The sequence below is a fragment of the Microbacterium sp. LWH12-1.2 genome, assembly GCF_040675825.1.
In the GTDB taxonomy this organism is placed as follows: domain Bacteria; phylum Actinomycetota; class Actinomycetes; order Actinomycetales; family Microbacteriaceae; genus Microbacterium.
The window spans coordinates 2205731-2219990 of the sequence record NZ_JBEGIJ010000001.1; the positions used below are offsets into that span (position 1 = coordinate 2205731).

The following is a 14260-nucleotide window of genomic DNA, read 5'->3' on the forward strand; positions in this document are numbered from 1 at the left end:
CAGCGCGTACCGATCCCGCGAAGTCTCGGGCCGCGCTGTCGGTACCCTCATCCTGGTCCATGGTCTCGCGAGAGATACTCCGCCACTCAGTACGGGTTGGCGACCATGAGTTCGTCGGCGGGATACTTCGTGAGAATGATCGGACCGTCTTCCGTCACGACGACCTCCTCCTCGATGCGCGCAGCCGAATAGCCGTCACTCGCCGGGCAGTATGTCTCGACCGCGAACACCATGCCGGTCTTGATCTCGACTGGTTCGCGGTAGCTGTTCAGCCGTGAGATCACCGGCCGCTCGTGAAGTCCGAGCCCGAGTCCGTGGCAGAACTGCAGACCGAAGGCCGAGAGCTCGTCATCGAACCCCAGAGACTCCGCGGTGGGGAACAACGACGCGATCTCGTCTGAGCCCACCCCGGGCTTGATGGCTGCGATCGCGTTGTCCATCCACTCCCGCGCCTGCGAGTATGCACTCTTCTGGGGACCTGTCGCACGACCCACACTGAACGTGCGGTAATAGCACGTGCGATACCCGTTGAACGAGTGGATGATGTCGAAGAACGCCTGATCGCCCGGACGGATGATCCGGTCGGTGAAGTTGTGCGGATGCGGGTTGCAACGCTCTCCGGAGATCGCGTTGATCGCCTCCACCTGATCGGAGCCGTACTCGTAGAGCTTCTTCGCCGCCAAAGCGACGATGTCGCTCTCGCGCACACCGGGCTTCAGCGCTTCGACGATGTCGGTATAGACACCGTCGACCATCGCCGCTGCCTGGTTCAACAGCATGATCTCGTCGGCGCTCTTGATCTCGCGGGCATCGAGCATGTGCTGCTGGGCGTCGACCACTGTGAGGCCCTGGCGCTGCATCTCGAAAAGGAACGGTGGCTCGACGATGTCGATCCCGACCGGGCTATTGTGCAGCCCGAGGTCCTTGAGGATGCCCTTGATCTCGGTCACGGCATCGACCATGAGGCCCGCGGTGGGAGCCACCGCGCCCCGGAATCCGAGGAAGCCGGGATGATTGTGGTCCTGCTTCAGCCATGGCGAGTAGAGCTGGTGGTGCTTGACCGCAGAACCGAAGTCCCACAGGTGCGGCTCCCCGCCACGCGTGAGCAGGGCGTACCGGATCATCTTGTCGCCCAGCGCGCCACCGACCCACGACGACGTGGTGTAGCGGATGTTATAGAAGTCGAACAACAGGAAGGCACCGCATTCGCTCGCTTCCAGCGCGGCTTGGGCGCGCTGGAGGCGATAGTCCCGAAGGCGGGAGAAGTCGACCCGCATCTCGTAGTCGACACCCATCTGTCCGGGAGTCAGGAGCGGTCGGGGAGTGTTGGCGGCCTCGGCCATCGGTGGCGATCTCTCTATTGGGACGGTGGTCGTATTCGACGGTACCGCAAATTCAAACGATTGCATTGCGAGCGGAAACCGATCCCCTGGGGAATCGCAACCACTTCCTCCGGATCGTGAGGTGACCATCAGATGGCCGACTTAGCTGACCATCCAGCAGTCACGACACGCAGCATCGCGCTGCCCGGAACGAGAGGAGGAAGAGGCAGCCCGCTCATCAAGAGAGGCTGCCCACCCTGTCCGCTCTTTATCGAACTGCGGCGATGCCGTCGATCTCGATCGTCGCGCCGTTGTAGAGGGAGTGCACACCGATGACGGTGCTCGCGGAAGGCGTGGTCGTCTTGACGATGCCGTTGCGCGTCTCTCGCCAGGTGTGAAGCTTCTCCTGGTCGAGTTCCGTGATGTACACGTTCACGCGAACCAGGTCGTCATACGTGACGCCGGCGGCATGCAGGGCGCGCTCGAACTCGCCGTACGTGAGTTCGATAGCGCGAACGAAGTCGGTGGGCACAGATCCGTCTTCTTCGAACCCAACCTGCCCAGAGATGAAGATGAGCTCACCCGCGGTGACGCGGGTGCTGTCAGAGATGCCGGGAACCACGGGAGCCGGGATGCGGGAGATACGTTCGTTGGTCATATTCATTACTCCTTGTTGAATGCGAATGGTCGGAAGGTTCTCATTCGTCTCGTCCGTAGACGACGCAGAACGGGACGGAAGATGTGGGTAGCGAAGATCGGTCCGAGAGCGTGTGCCACCGGCGGTTGTGATACACGAGAGGAATCGGCTCCTGGTCGACGTCTTCGCCGTGCTGCTTGGACTCGATCGCCTCAACGAGGATCAGGGTCGAGCCGTTGGCATCCACCCGCTGTACGACCCGTCCGCGCAACCAGTGCGCCCCCGGGTAGTAAGGCTCACCGGTGGGGAGCCGGCTCCACTCGACGTCCGGTCCGAACCGGTCGACCCCCCGCTGCGCACCCAGCTTGGCAAGGGCGACCTGGTCTGCAGCGAGCATGTGCACGACGACTGTCTCAGCCTTGAGGATCGTCGGCGTACTCGAAGAGAGGGCCGACGCCGAGAAGACGAGCGTCGGCGGATCGATGGACACCGATGCGACAGAGCTGACGGTCATCGCGACCGGGCCATCGCCAGCGTCGGCGGTGACGATCGCGACGCCGGCCGGGTGCGACCGGAAGGCGAAGCGAAAGTCATCAGCGGAGATGGCGGAATGAGTCTCAGTCATGGTCATTTTCTCACCGTTCACTTGGTTGTTTTCGAAGTCGGTCTCGACCGGGGACTCACACCACAGGCAGGACAAAGCGGGCATCGCCTTCACGGCCCACCATCACCCGCCCGAGAGCCTCGTAGCCACTCGCCGAGAGGGTGTGCCCGTGTCGGGCTGCTGCTGCCTGATCACGCCAGATCCGCTGGAGCACCGACGAGTCGGAGAACCCTGCGGAGCCGTGCGCCGTCACTAGATCACCGATGAGTTGAGTGATCGTGTCGATGACCCAGCCCGCCTTCGCACGCAATGCAATGCGATCGGCGTAAGGCGCATACTCGCCTCGTTCGGCCGTGAGGTAGATCTCGTCAGCGACCTGCTCAGCCAGAGCTTCGGCCGCCGCGAGCTGAACCGCAGCTTTGGCGAGCGTGTACTGAAAGATCGTCGAATCCGCCTGACGGTCATATCCCGTGAAGGCGATGGACTTGGTTCCCGCCGCCGCCACCACGAAGTCCAGTGCTGCGCGGCCCATTCCCAGGTGGGGCCCCACCAAGTTCATGAAGAGCGACGGCACGAACATCGTGCGATACGACGTCTCCTGGTTGCTGCCGATGTACTCACCCTCGATCGCTGCGGTCAGCCGGAAGATGCGGTGACTCGGCACAAGAACATCGTTCGCGAGCTGGGTGACGCTCGCCGTCGACTTCATCCCAGCGACGAACCAGTCGTCCTCAAAGGTGAGGTCCTCTCGAGGGATCAACGCAACACCGGCGTCGATGATCTCACCCGCGACGTTCTTGAGCGGCACGCCGAGAAGCGACCATTCTGCCTCGCGGCTGCCCGTGCCGTACGCCCATCGACCGGTGATGCGGTATCCCCCGTCAACGACGACGGCCTCTGACGTGGTGGCAAGGACGATGGAGACGAGCGCGCCCGCCTTCCCCCGCTCCCCCCAGACATCGCCCTGCGCCTGATCGCTCATGAGGCTCAGCACCCAAGCGCCGGTGTTGTAGATGCCGGCCATCCAGGCGAGGCTGCCGTCGCCGGCACCGATCGCACTCGTCACGGCCTGCACGTCACGAGTGTTGCCGGCGAGCCCGCCAAACTTCTCCGGCGCCGACACGCTGAATGCTCCCGTGGCCCGTACAGCCTCGAAGATGCGTTCCGGAACACGCCGGGAGAGGTCTCCTTCACGTCCGCCTTCTGCGAGCTCGGGGCGAAGCGCCGTGATTCGATCGATGACTTCAGTGATCGATGGTCGAACAAGTGTGTCAAACAAGGGTGTTCCTCCTCGGGACGTCTGAATTTTTGAAGCAAGAGACAAAATGCAAACGATTGCTTGCGCCTTATGCTAGGCCGAGATTGTTGCAGCGATGTTTCAAGGTCGTAAGTTGCCGGATTCGCCTGCGTCGCATGGGAAGAGTGCCGCCGCCTGCAGGCTATGCATCGAAGACCTCCGGATGTCGAACCAGTTCGAGCCGACTGCGACGGATATGTCGGCGGAGGACCTGCTCGGCCTCGTCGGCATCTCGACGACGTAGAGCCGTGACCAGAAGGTGATGGTCGTGATGCACCGCATCATCGCCCTCGCGATAGAAGAGGCGCGTCGCAGTCCTCCGATAGTGCTGCGTGCGATTCCACAGGCGAAAGACCGTCTCGCCGAGAACAGTGGTCTGCACAGCCTGCAGGCTCGAGTGATGGAACTCGCGATCCAGGAGCAGAAAGCGCTCGACATCGGAGGTGCTCGCCATCGCGTTGGCAAGGGAATCCATGTTGTCGATCACCGAGTCCGACAGGAGAGGGACGTTCAACCCGAGAAGCAGCGGTTCCAGACTCTCCCGCATGCGATACATCTCCTCGCAGTCCGAGATCGTGAGCCTCGACACCCAGGCGCCGGTGTTCGCGACGAGCGTGACGAGGCCCTCCGCCTCCAGCATCCGCAACGCCTCGCGCACGGGCAAGCGACTGGCGCCGAGCTGATCGGCGAGCTGGCCTTGACGGATACGCTCGCCCGGTGCGTATTCACCCAAGAGGATGGCATCACGCAGCGTCGCCGCGATGCGAGCGCCGGTCGCACCGTGGATGAGCGTGCTGGTCTCTATCGACATGTCGACCTCATCGCTCGGGGTGCGCCGGGTGCCAGAGCAGGCTGTCGGCTTGCTTCTCGTACGCCTTGCCCTGGGGGAAGCTCACAAGTTCGAACTGCAGACCCCACGGGCTGGTGAAATAGACCCAGCGCTGGCCTTCCGCAGCCTGGGCACTGGATGTCGGAGACCCCATGACCTCGACGCCGTTGTCATTCAGGTAGCGCACGGCCTCGTCGATGTCATCGACGTAGAACGCGATGTGAAACCCGCCGAGGTCGCTGTTGCGGGGATGGGGCGCCTGACCATCGGCCGCCTCATAGAGGAAGACCTCGAAGTTGGCCCCGTTGCCCAGCCGGAAGAAGCGGATCTCACTGATGACAGTGCGCGGATGCACTCCCAGATGCGTGTGCATCCAGTCGCCGTCTGATTTCTTCGATCCGAGGGTGTAGACGCGTTCGCAACCGAGGATGTCGACGAGGAATCGCTCAGCTTCTTCCAGATCCGGGACGGTGAATCCGATGTGGTCGGTCCCGTGGATGCCGGGGATGCCCGGCCGCACGGCGTCAGCCATATGTGGACTCCTCTGTCGCAACCAAATTGGATACACCGTACCCGTATCGGCAGTCTACGACGATATATTCCGATATGCAAACGTTTGTATTGGATCCGATACTCCGCTACCGTCGACTCAGCGGTCTAGGTGATCGCGCGAGAGGAATGGCGAAGATGCCGAAGAAGAAGCGACTCCAGACCGGCGTCGACTGGTTCCAGCTGACCACCACCGACGCGGATTGGAATGCAGCCGATCCCGCACTTCTGGGGACCATGCTGAGTGAACTGCATCTGATCCGCGCGTTCGAGGAGACGGTCCTCGAGATCGCCGGCGAGGGACTCGTCCATGGGCCAGCGCACTCGAGCATCGGGCAGGAAGGTGGAGCAGTCGGCTCAATCGTCGGGCTTCGCTCCACCGACGGCGTCAACGGGTCTCACCGGGGTCACCATCAGTTCCTCGCGAAAGCTCTCACCCACGTCAGCGCCGGAACGATCGATCCCGCCGAGCCGGTGAACGACGACATCCAGACGGTCCTGCAGCGGACCCTGGCGGAGATCCTTGGCCTCGCGCAGGGCTACTGCCGTGGCCGCGGCGGGTCGATGCACCTCCAGTGGTTCGAAGCCGGGGCACTCGGAACCAATGCGATCGTCGGCGGCGGCGCACCGATGGCCACCGGTAACGCCTGGGCGCAGAAGCACTCAGGGACGACGGATCTGTCCATCAACTACTTCGGCGACGGCGCAGCGCAGATCGGCTCGGTGCTGGAGTCGATGAACCTCGCTGCCGCATGGAAGCTGCCGGTCTGCTTCTTCGTGGAGAACAACCTCTACGCGGTGTCGACGCGCGCCGACGAGATCACCGCGGATCCGAGGTTCTCCGTCCGCGGCCAGGGCTTCGGAATCCCCTCCTGGCGTGTGGACGGAATGGACCCGCTCGCGGTGCACCTGGCAACCCTGGAGGCATCAGAGCGGATGCGCTCGGGCGAAGGCCCGACCGTCATCGAGGCAGAGGTGTACCGGTTCTTCCACCAGAACGGCGCCTACCCCGGCAGCGCGTTCGGATACCGCACGAAGGAGGAGGAGGCACTCTGGCTCGCCCGCGATCCCCTGGACCTCGTGGCCCGGCACATGATCCGTCGTGGACTCATCGAGGACGCCGGCGTCTCGGCCCTTCGCGAACGCGTTCAGGCTGCGATGACGGAGGCCGCAGCTCAACTTCTCGAGTCAGATCCGGATCGCCCCGGAAAGCGCCGCATCCGACCGGAGCTGTGGCCGGAGACGAGCTTCGTAAACGTGGGCGTCAGAGGCGACGGTAGCGAGTTGCAGGGTCTCCCCGCGCTCGATGAGTCCGCTCCCCTGCGCCCGGTGAAGTTCATCGAGGCCGTGGCCCAGGTGATGGACCGCCGCATGGAGACGGACCCGCGCATCGTCGTGATGGGCGAAGACGTGCATCGCCTCAACGGAGGCACCAACGGCGCCACCAAGGGGCTGCCGAAGAAGTACGGCGAGGATCGCATCCTCGGCACCCCCATCAGCGAGAACGCCTTCGTCGGTCTCGCCGGTGGCCTCGCCCTGGACGGCCGCTTCCGTCCGGTCGTCGAGTTCATGTACCCGGACTTCATGTGGGTGGCCGCCGACCAGGTTTTCAACCAGATCGGCAAGGCGCGGCACATGTTCGGTGGCGACAACGATGTGCCTCTCGTGCTGCGCACCAAGGTCGCGATGGGATCCGGCTACGGGTCACAGCACCTGATGGACCCCGCGGGCATCTTCGCGACCAGCCCCGGATGGCGAATCGTCGCCCCCTCCAACGCGAGGGACTACATCGGTCTGATGAATGCGGCTCTCGCGCTGCAGGACCCGGTGCTCGTGATCGAGCATGTCGACCTCTATGGCACAGCTGACGAGATCCCGGAGGGCGATCTCGATTACATCATCGAGCCGGGCTCGGCCGCCGTGCTCCGGGAAGGTTCCGACGTCACCGTCCTCACCTACCTGGCAATGGTCGCTCACTCCAAGGAAGCGATCGAGCAGACCGGCATCGATGCCGAACTCATCGACCTGCGCTGGCTCGACCGGGCATCCATCGACTGGGAAACCATCGGCGACAGCATCCGCAAGACGAACGCCGTGCTGATCGTCGAGCAGGGCTCGCAGGGCACGTCCTACGGCGCATGGCTCGCCGACGAGATCCAGCGGCGATTCTTCGACTGGCTCGATCAGCCGGTCGCCCGAGTCACCGGAGAAGAAGCATCGCCCAGCATCTCTCGCGTGTTGGAGCGGGCAGCCATCGCCCGCACGGAAGAAGTGGTCGCGGGCCTGGAAGCAGTCCGCGCCGGATTCGGATCCTGATCATGGTTGAAATCATCCGCATGCCCGAGATCCTCGCTGGCGCCGAAGAAGCGGCTGTCCAGTCTTGGCTCGTCTCCCCGGGCGATACCATCGCACAGAATCAGCCGATCGCCGAGATCGAGACCGACAAGGCGAGCGTCGAGATGCTGTCGGAGGCCGCCGGAGTGGTTGGACGCCTCCTCGTTCCCGAGGGCGACAGCGTGGCGGTGGGCGATCCGATCTTCGTGATGCTCGCCCCCGGCGACAGCGAGAAGGATATCGATGCTGCTCTCGCGGCTATCGGCCTGGGCGAGACGCCATCGGCGCCGCCCGCAGAGGCCACCGATCCAGAGCCGCAACCGTCGAACTCGGCCCAGCCGACGCCCCCGGTCACTGCGATGGAGCAGGCGACCGTCCCCGCCCCGGAGCAGAGCGATGCAGCTGAAGCGCGTCGACTCTTCGCTACCCCCATCGTCCGTCGGCTCGCGGAACAGCACGGCGTGGCGTTGCAAGACGTACAAGGAACCGGTCCCAACGGGCGGATCGTGCGTCGCGACTTCGAGACGCACCTGACCCGGCTGACGACAGCTCCTCCCGTTCCGGTCGCGCCCTCTCCCGCGCCCGCGCAGGAGCCGTCGAGTGCGAGCACTTCGGAGGTCGCGGCTGCCGGCACAGCACCCTACGAGGACATCCCCCTCGATCGCATGCGCAAGGCGATCGCCCGTCGCCTCACCGAGAGCAAGTCGACCGTGCCGCACTTCTATCTTGTGGCCGACTGCCGCGTGGACGAGTTGATGGCCCTGCGTGCGACGGTGAACCAGACGGCGAGTCGCAAGATCTCCGTCAACGACTTCGTGGTGAAGGCCGTCGGCGCAGCTCTCATGGAGGTCTCGCAGGCGAACGCGACGTGGAACGGCGACAGCATCCGTCAGTTCTCCTCCGCAGATGTCTCGGTCGCCGTCGCCACGGAAGGCGGCCTGACCACTCCGGTGCTGCGCGGAATCGAACGCATGTCGCTGACAGAAGTGAGCGCCACCATCGCCGAGATGGCGGAGCGCGCACGCTCAGGGCGGCTCAAGCAGCACGAGCTCGAGGGAGGCAGCTTCTCTGTATCGAACCTCGGCATGTACGGCACGTCGCAGTTCACCGCCATCCTCAACCCGCCGCAGGCGGGAATCCTCGCGGTCGGCGCCGCGCGGGCGGTGCCGGTGATCGACTCGGACGGGGCTCTCTCTACCGGGAAGGTCATGACCGTGACGCTCTCAGCTGACCATCGCGTACTGGACGGGGCGGTCGCGGCCCTGTGGCTCGCCGCCTTCCAACGACGCATCGAGAACCCTCTCACCATCCTGATCTGACCTGACCTGACCTGACGAAAGAAAGCAACCATGGCAATCATGCGAAGTGTCAACCCCACCACCGGGGAGGAACTGGCGACGTTCGAGCAGGATAGCGACACTGTCGTCGAACAGAAGCTGGCCGCCGCCAACACCGCTGTACCGCAGCTCAAGGCGGCAGGGTGGGCTCGCCGAGCCGAGCTCATGAACGCCGCCGCGGACCTCCTGGAGGCTGACCTCGAAGTGGTCGCGGCGATGATCACGGACGAGATGGGCAAGCCCATCGCACAGTCGCGTGGTGAGGTGGCGAAGTCCGTCTACGCGATGCGATATTACGCCGAGAACGCCGAAGGTTTCCTCAGCGGGCGCACTCTCGACGACCCCTCCGCGGTCGGCGCGAGCCAAGCTGGCACGCGCTTCGACCCGCTCGGCGTCGTCCTCGCCGTCATGCCGTGGAACTACCCCATCTGGCAGGTCATCCGTTTCGCGGCACCGGCCTTGATGGCCGGGAACGCGGGCATCCTGAAGCACGCCTCGAACGTGCCTCAGGCGGCGGTCTACCTCGGCAGTCTCTTCACGCGTGCGGGCTTTCCTCAAGGCTCCTTCTCGACCCTTCTCATCGGCGCTGGACGGGTCGAGAGCGTCATCCGGGATCCGCGCGTATCCGCCGTCACGCTGACCGGTTCTGAGCCAGCCGGGAGGTCGGTCGCGTCGATCGCCGGCGACGTGCTGAAGAAAGTCGTGCTCGAGCTCGGCGGCTCAGACCCGTTCATCGTGATGCCCTCTGCCGACCTCGAGGCGGCCGCGGAAATGGCTGTGAAGGCCCGCACCAGCAACAATGGTCAGGCCTGCATCAACGCGAAGCGCTTCATCGTGCACACCGATGCCTACGCCGTGTTCTCCGAGAAGTTCGCCGCGAAGATGGCGCAGTTGCAGATCGGCGATCCGCAGGACGAGAGCACCGACATCGGACCCCTGGCGACTTCGTCGGGCCGCAACGACATCGTCGAGCTGGTCGATGATGCACGAGAGAAGGGCGCGGACATCATCGTGGGCGGCTCTTTCGACGACAGCGCCGACGGATGGTTCTACCCGCCTACCGTGATCGCGGGGATCACTCCGGAGATGCGCCTGTTCGAGGAAGAGGCCTTCGGACCTGTCGCAAGCCTGTACGAAGCCGCGTCGCTCGAAGACGCTCTGAACATTGCCAACGGTCTCGACTTCGGCCTGGGCTCGGCGTTCTGGAGCTCGGATGAAGCGGAGATCGGACACGCGATCAAGACGATCGAGTCCGGCGCCGTCTTCATCAACGGCATGACCATCTCCTATCCCGAGCTGCCCTTCGGAGGCATCAAGCGCTCCGGGTACGGCCGCGAGCTCTCGGCGGAGGGCATCCGGGAGTTCTGCAACCTCAAGACGGTGTGGGTCGCTTGACCCACCAAGACGCGTAGCGGAACTCACCCGAGAGCGCGCGACGTATGCAGAACGGCCCCGTGGAGAGGTCCACGGGGCCGTTCTGCATGCCCGGGCGCAGCGCCTCAGCGACAGGAGAAGGGGCCCTCGGCGCGGTGGGACGTCTCCGTCGCCGCTCCGAGGGCCCCTTTTCGTCCAACGATCAGAAGGGCTGAACGTTGTCCTCGATACCGAAGAGGAACTTGCCGTAGACCTCGGCGCCGATCTCCGGGTGCACCAGAGCGTGACGGCTCGCGGTCTCGCTGTTGCGCCAGAAACGCTGCAGCGGATTGATCTCGGCGAAGCTGAAGGCTCCGGCGATGCTGAGGCAGCGGTTGATCGACTTGCGCACGAGCGCTGCCGCCTGGCCGTTGTCCATACGAGTCCTGGCACGCTCTTCCACCGTCATCGGGCGACGGTCACGGGCGGCGGAGTCGATGATCGCAACACTGCGCGTGACGAGCAGGTACGCCTGGTCTGCCTCGGACTGCGCCTTGGCCAGCTCGATCTGGTGCACCACCGAGTTCTTCGCGTGCTGGTACACCGAGTACGTGATCGGCTTCTCACCGACGCCACGGGCGATCTCGATGGCACCGCGCGCCATTCCGATCTGCGCAGCGCTCAGCACGATCTCCGCGACAGGCACGAAGGAGGCATTGTAGTTGTCCTCCTCGGCCCAGACCCGGGGGTACTGCTCGGTCGCGAAGTTCCCGATCGGCTCGATGCGGTGGTCAGGGATGAAGATGTCCTCGACGAAGACGGTGTTCGAACCCGTTCCGCGCATACCGGCCACGTACCAGGTGTCCCTGATGTTCGAGTCCGACTTCGGGATCAGCACGAGCGAGTTCACGGGGAGACCGTTCTCATCCTCGCCCGTGCGCACCGGCACGATGGACCAGTCCGCGTGCAGCGACCCGGTGGAGTAGCCCCACTCGCCCGTGAGGCGGATGCCGCCCTCGACGCGCTCGAACTTCTTGGTGGAATTCGCCTGCATGAAGGGACCACCCGGCGAGAGCACGGCGGCGACGGATGCGCGGGGGTTGGAGCCGAAGACGTCTTCCTGAGCCTGCTCGGAGAACAGGGTGGCGAACCACGTGGACGAGTTCAGCAGCGCTGAAACCCAACCGGTGGCACCGTCAGCCTGGCCGACGGCCGCAACGGTATCGATGAAGGTGCGGAAGTTGCCGCCGAGGCCGCCCCAGCGCTTCGGGATCGAGATGTGCAGAAGACCTGCGTCCCGCATCGCCGTGATGACCTCTTCCGAGACACGACGGTTCTCCTCACCCTGCTGGGCGTACTCGCGGATCAGAGGCTGCAGTGCCTGTGCTTTCGCGATGATCTCGTAGTCGGGGCCGGGCGCGCCGAAAAAGGCGTCCATGGCCGGTGCTTCTTGAACTGAACTGCTCACTGTCGCTCTCCTTCGATGACGCCGGCCTGGAGCCTGCGTGTGATTGCAATCGTTTGCTTCTATCGATGATGGTATACGCCCGATGGCTACTTTTGTGTTTCGGTTTTGAAAACTTCCGCCCTGCGAAGGCTGAGCGCGAACCGGACCTGGCTATCGGGTCGCAGTGAAGTCGATGTCCACCAAGGCTGCGAGGAAGTCACTCAGCTCCGCCGCCATGTCGACCGCCTCGGGATTCAACAGCCATTGCACCTGCAACCCGTCCATCATCGCGAGGGTAGCCACGGCGGCGCTTCGCGGCGCGACTCCCGGTCGCGTGCGATTCTGCCGCTCCAGATCTTCGAACGCCTTGCGCAGGTTGGTGCGGGCTTCTTCATAACGAGCAATGAAGTAGTCCCGCGCGGGGTGCCCGGGTTGCGTGGCCTCCGCGGACAGGACGCAGTACAACTCGACAACGCCGGGCGCGGAGGCGTTACGAGCCGCCGTGGTGACCAGCCCGCGCAGAGTCACGTCTCCATCGCCCTCGGCCATGCGCACCCATTCCAGGCTGTGCTGATCGCGGCGATCCAACACAGCCGCCAGCAGCGCAGGCTTGGTCGGGAAGTGGTGCAGCAGCCCCGCCTCACTCATTCCGACCCGCTCAGCCACATCGCGGAGCGATCCCGCACGATACCCCACTTGGGCGAACACTTCGAGCGCAGCATCGAGAATCGCTACCCGCTTCGCTCCTGTCTTCGCATACTCCCCGCGGGGCTTCCGCTTGCGCGAATCCGTCATGATCTCCCTCGTACACTCCGGGGTCGACGGATACGCCGGCCCCCTCCATTCTGCAACCCCCACGCGGAGCCCGTTTCGTACAGTGATACTAAATTTTGCAAAAACCTAGTGAACATTCATTTTAGGTGCTAGCTTACGCATACAGCGATCCGACGAGGCATCGCCCCTACCAAGAGGACACAGCAAATGATGCGATGGAAGAAGGTCGTCTCCGCAGCGGCCATCGCTGTCACCGCGACGCTCGCGATCGCGGGTTGCGCGGCCGGCGCGAATGAAGACACCGCCAGCGAGACCCTGATTCTCGGCGCCAGCGCCGCTCCTGTCACGTTCGACCCGTCCGGCACGGAGTGGGGAAACCGGTCGCCGTTCTATCAGGCCGTTTTCGACACTCTGCTGCTCGCGACCCCGGAGGGGACCATTGAGCCCTGGCTCGCGACGAAATGGTCGTACAACGAGGACAACACGATCCTCACGCTCACCCTCCGTGATGACGTGACCTTCACAGACGGCACGAAGCTCACCGGTGATGTCGTCGCCACGAACCTCCTTCGCTACAAGGAAGGCACTTCTCCGAACGCGGGGAGCTTCGCCGGTGTGGCGAGTGTCGAGGCTCCTGACGACACCACAGTCGTCATCACCCTCAGCGCGCCCGACCCTGCACTTCTCAGCTATCTGACCCGCGATGCCGGCCTCGTCGGCGCCGCGGATTCGCTCGAGAGCGCCGACGTCGCGACGACGCCGGTCGGCTCCGGCCCGTACATTCTCGACACGGACGCAACTGTCACGGGAACCTCGTACTCCTACACCAAGAATCCGGACTACTGGAACCCGTCAGTCCAGCACTACGACAAGGTCGTCATCAACGTTCTGAGCGACGCCACCGCCGCACTGAACGCGATCAAGGCGGGCGAGGCGAACGGAGTCAAGCTCTCCAGTAACGACGTTGTCTCCGAAGTCGAAGCCGCCGGCTGGACCGTCAGCTCCGCCGAGATCGATTTCCAGGGACTGTTGCTCCTCGACCGAGCCGGGCAGATGAACCCCGCCCTGGGCGACGTGAAGGTGCGTCAGGCGATCAACTACGCGTTCGATCGCAAGGGTCTGCTCAGCGCGCTCCAGTCGGATCGTGGCACCGTGACCACCCAGGTCTTCCCCGCCGGCTCGAAGGCGTTCGATCCGGAGTTGGACGACTACTACACGTACGACCCGGAGAAGGCGAAGAAGCTTCTTGCCGAAGCCGGCTACCCGGACGGTCTCACGCTCGCGATGCCAACGCTCTCGGTGTTCGGAACGACGACCTACGCCCTGATCGCCCAGCAGCTCGCGGATGTAGGGATCACGGTCGAGCCGACGGACGTACCGGTCGGCAACTTCTTCGCCGATCTGCTGGCGCCGAAGTACCCTGCCTCCTTCATGGCACTCGAGCAGAACCCGGACTGGCAGCTGGTTCAGTTCATGATCGCTCCGACCGCGTCGTTCAACCCGTTCAAGTCGCAGGACCCGCAGGTCGACGAGTACCTGAAGCAGATCCAGTACGGCGACGAGGCGACCCAGGCCGCAGTCGCGAAGGAGCTCAACACCTACATCGTGGAGCAGGCCTGGTTCGCCCCGTTCTACCGCGTGCAGGGAAGCTTCGCGACGGACGCCAACACGGCCGTCACGATGCTCCCGACGAACACCTACCCGGCGCTTTACGACTTCCGGCCGAAGAAGTAGTCGCCCTCCGGTCCGCCCGAGAGATCGGGCGGACCGGCATCCA

General features: G+C 64.1%; 12 protein-coding genes. 4 read left to right on the forward strand and 8 right to left on the reverse strand.

The window, feature by feature from the left end:
- Positions 1–86 precede the first annotated feature (86 nt).
- The 6 genes from MRBLWH12_RS10710 to MRBLWH12_RS10735 all read right to left on the reverse strand — a co-directional run bounded on the left by MRBLWH12_RS10710 (position 87) and on the right by MRBLWH12_RS10735 (position 5221).
- Positions 87–1343, reverse strand: coding sequence for a M24 family metallopeptidase (locus MRBLWH12_RS10710; protein ID WP_341977935.1), 1257 nt, complete (start codon positions 1341–1343; stop codon positions 87–89).
- Positions 1344–1590: 247 nt separating this feature from the next.
- Entirely contained in the window at positions 1591–1980 is a 390-nt protein-coding gene (locus MRBLWH12_RS10715; RefSeq protein ID WP_341977933.1) for a RidA family protein, read from the reverse strand.
- Between the two features lie 40 nt (positions 1981–2020).
- Positions 2021–2584, reverse strand: a complete 564-nt coding sequence (locus MRBLWH12_RS10720) for a flavin reductase family protein (protein WP_341977930.1) — start codon at positions 2582–2584, stop codon at positions 2021–2023.
- A gap of 55 nt (positions 2585–2639) precedes the next feature.
- The gene (locus MRBLWH12_RS10725) at positions 2640–3842 is read right to left on the reverse strand and encodes an acyl-CoA dehydrogenase family protein (RefSeq protein ID WP_341977928.1); all 1203 of its coding nucleotides are present in this window, start codon (positions 3840–3842) and stop codon (positions 2640–2642) included.
- A gap of 160 nt (positions 3843–4002) precedes the next feature.
- Positions 4003–4671: a GntR family transcriptional regulator gene (locus MRBLWH12_RS10730; RefSeq protein WP_341977926.1), complete on the reverse strand. Its 669-nt coding sequence runs from the start codon at positions 4669–4671 to the stop codon at positions 4003–4005.
- Between the two features lie 7 nt (positions 4672–4678).
- Positions 4679–5221, reverse strand: coding sequence for a VOC family protein (locus tag MRBLWH12_RS10735; RefSeq protein ID WP_341977924.1), 543 nt, complete (start codon positions 5219–5221; stop codon positions 4679–4681).
- Positions 5222–5376: 155 nt separating this feature from the next.
- Here MRBLWH12_RS10735 and MRBLWH12_RS10740 point away from each other — a divergent pair, with 155 nt between their 5' ends.
- From MRBLWH12_RS10740 to MRBLWH12_RS10750, 3 genes are read left to right on the forward strand one after another with little or no spacing between them, the layout of a single operon-like run.
- Entirely contained in the window at positions 5377–7554 is a 2178-nt protein-coding gene (locus MRBLWH12_RS10740) for an alpha-ketoacid dehydrogenase subunit alpha/beta (RefSeq protein WP_341977922.1), read from the forward strand.
- A 2-nt stretch (positions 7555–7556) separates the two neighbouring features.
- On the forward strand, positions 7557–8891 hold the full coding sequence (locus MRBLWH12_RS10745; RefSeq protein ID WP_341977920.1) for a dihydrolipoamide acetyltransferase family protein: 1335 nt from the start codon (positions 7557–7559) through the stop codon (positions 8889–8891).
- Positions 8892–8921: 30 nt separating this feature from the next.
- On the forward strand, positions 8922–10304 hold the full coding sequence (locus MRBLWH12_RS10750) for an aldehyde dehydrogenase family protein (RefSeq protein ID WP_341977918.1): 1383 nt from the start codon (positions 8922–8924) through the stop codon (positions 10302–10304).
- 181 nt (positions 10305–10485) lie between these two features.
- Here the strand turns inward: MRBLWH12_RS10750 and MRBLWH12_RS10755 are convergent, their stop codons facing one another.
- On the reverse strand, positions 10486–11700 hold the full coding sequence (locus MRBLWH12_RS10755; RefSeq protein WP_341977916.1) for an acyl-CoA dehydrogenase family protein: 1215 nt from the start codon (positions 11698–11700) through the stop codon (positions 10486–10488).
- 180 nt (positions 11701–11880) lie between these two features.
- Complete coding sequence (locus tag MRBLWH12_RS10760) at positions 11881–12504, reverse strand: TetR/AcrR family transcriptional regulator (RefSeq protein WP_341977914.1); 624 nt, start codon at positions 12502–12504, stop codon at positions 11881–11883.
- A 189-nt stretch (positions 12505–12693) separates the two neighbouring features.
- Here MRBLWH12_RS10760 and MRBLWH12_RS10765 point away from each other — a divergent pair, with 189 nt between their 5' ends.
- Positions 12694–14217, forward strand: a complete 1524-nt coding sequence (locus MRBLWH12_RS10765) for an ABC transporter substrate-binding protein (protein ID WP_363548782.1) — start codon at positions 12694–12696, stop codon at positions 14215–14217.
- Positions 14218–14260: the final 43 nt, after the last annotated feature.

Coding starts and splice junctions, on each gene's coding strand:
- MRBLWH12_RS10760 (WP_341977914.1), bottom strand. CDS start 12,504: ATGACGGATTCGCGCAAGCGGAAGCCCCGCGGGGAGTATGCGAAGACA.
- MRBLWH12_RS10730 (WP_341977926.1), bottom strand. CDS start 4,671: ATGTCGATAGAGACCAGCACGCTCATCCACGGTGCGACCGGCGCTCGC.
- MRBLWH12_RS10720 (WP_341977930.1), bottom strand. CDS start 2,584: ATGACTGAGACTCATTCCGCCATCTCCGCTGATGACTTTCGCTTCGCC.
- MRBLWH12_RS10735 (WP_341977924.1), bottom strand. CDS start 5,221: ATGGCTGACGCCGTGCGGCCGGGCATCCCCGGCATCCACGGGACCGAC.
- MRBLWH12_RS10710 (WP_341977935.1), bottom strand. CDS start 1,343: ATGGCCGAGGCCGCCAACACTCCCCGACCGCTCCTGACTCCCGGACAG.
- MRBLWH12_RS10755 (WP_341977916.1), bottom strand. CDS start 11,700: ATGGACGCCTTTTTCGGCGCGCCCGGCCCCGACTACGAGATCATCGCG.
- MRBLWH12_RS10740 (WP_341977922.1), top strand. CDS start 5,377: ATGCCGAAGAAGAAGCGACTCCAGACCGGCGTCGACTGGTTCCAGCTG.
- MRBLWH12_RS10750 (WP_341977918.1), top strand. CDS start 8,922: ATGGCAATCATGCGAAGTGTCAACCCCACCACCGGGGAGGAACTGGCG.
- MRBLWH12_RS10715 (WP_341977933.1), bottom strand. CDS start 1,980: ATGACCAACGAACGTATCTCCCGCATCCCGGCTCCCGTGGTTCCCGGC.
- MRBLWH12_RS10745 (WP_341977920.1), top strand. CDS start 7,557: ATGGTTGAAATCATCCGCATGCCCGAGATCCTCGCTGGCGCCGAAGAA.
- MRBLWH12_RS10765 (WP_363548782.1), top strand. CDS start 12,694: ATGCGATGGAAGAAGGTCGTCTCCGCAGCGGCCATCGCTGTCACCGCG.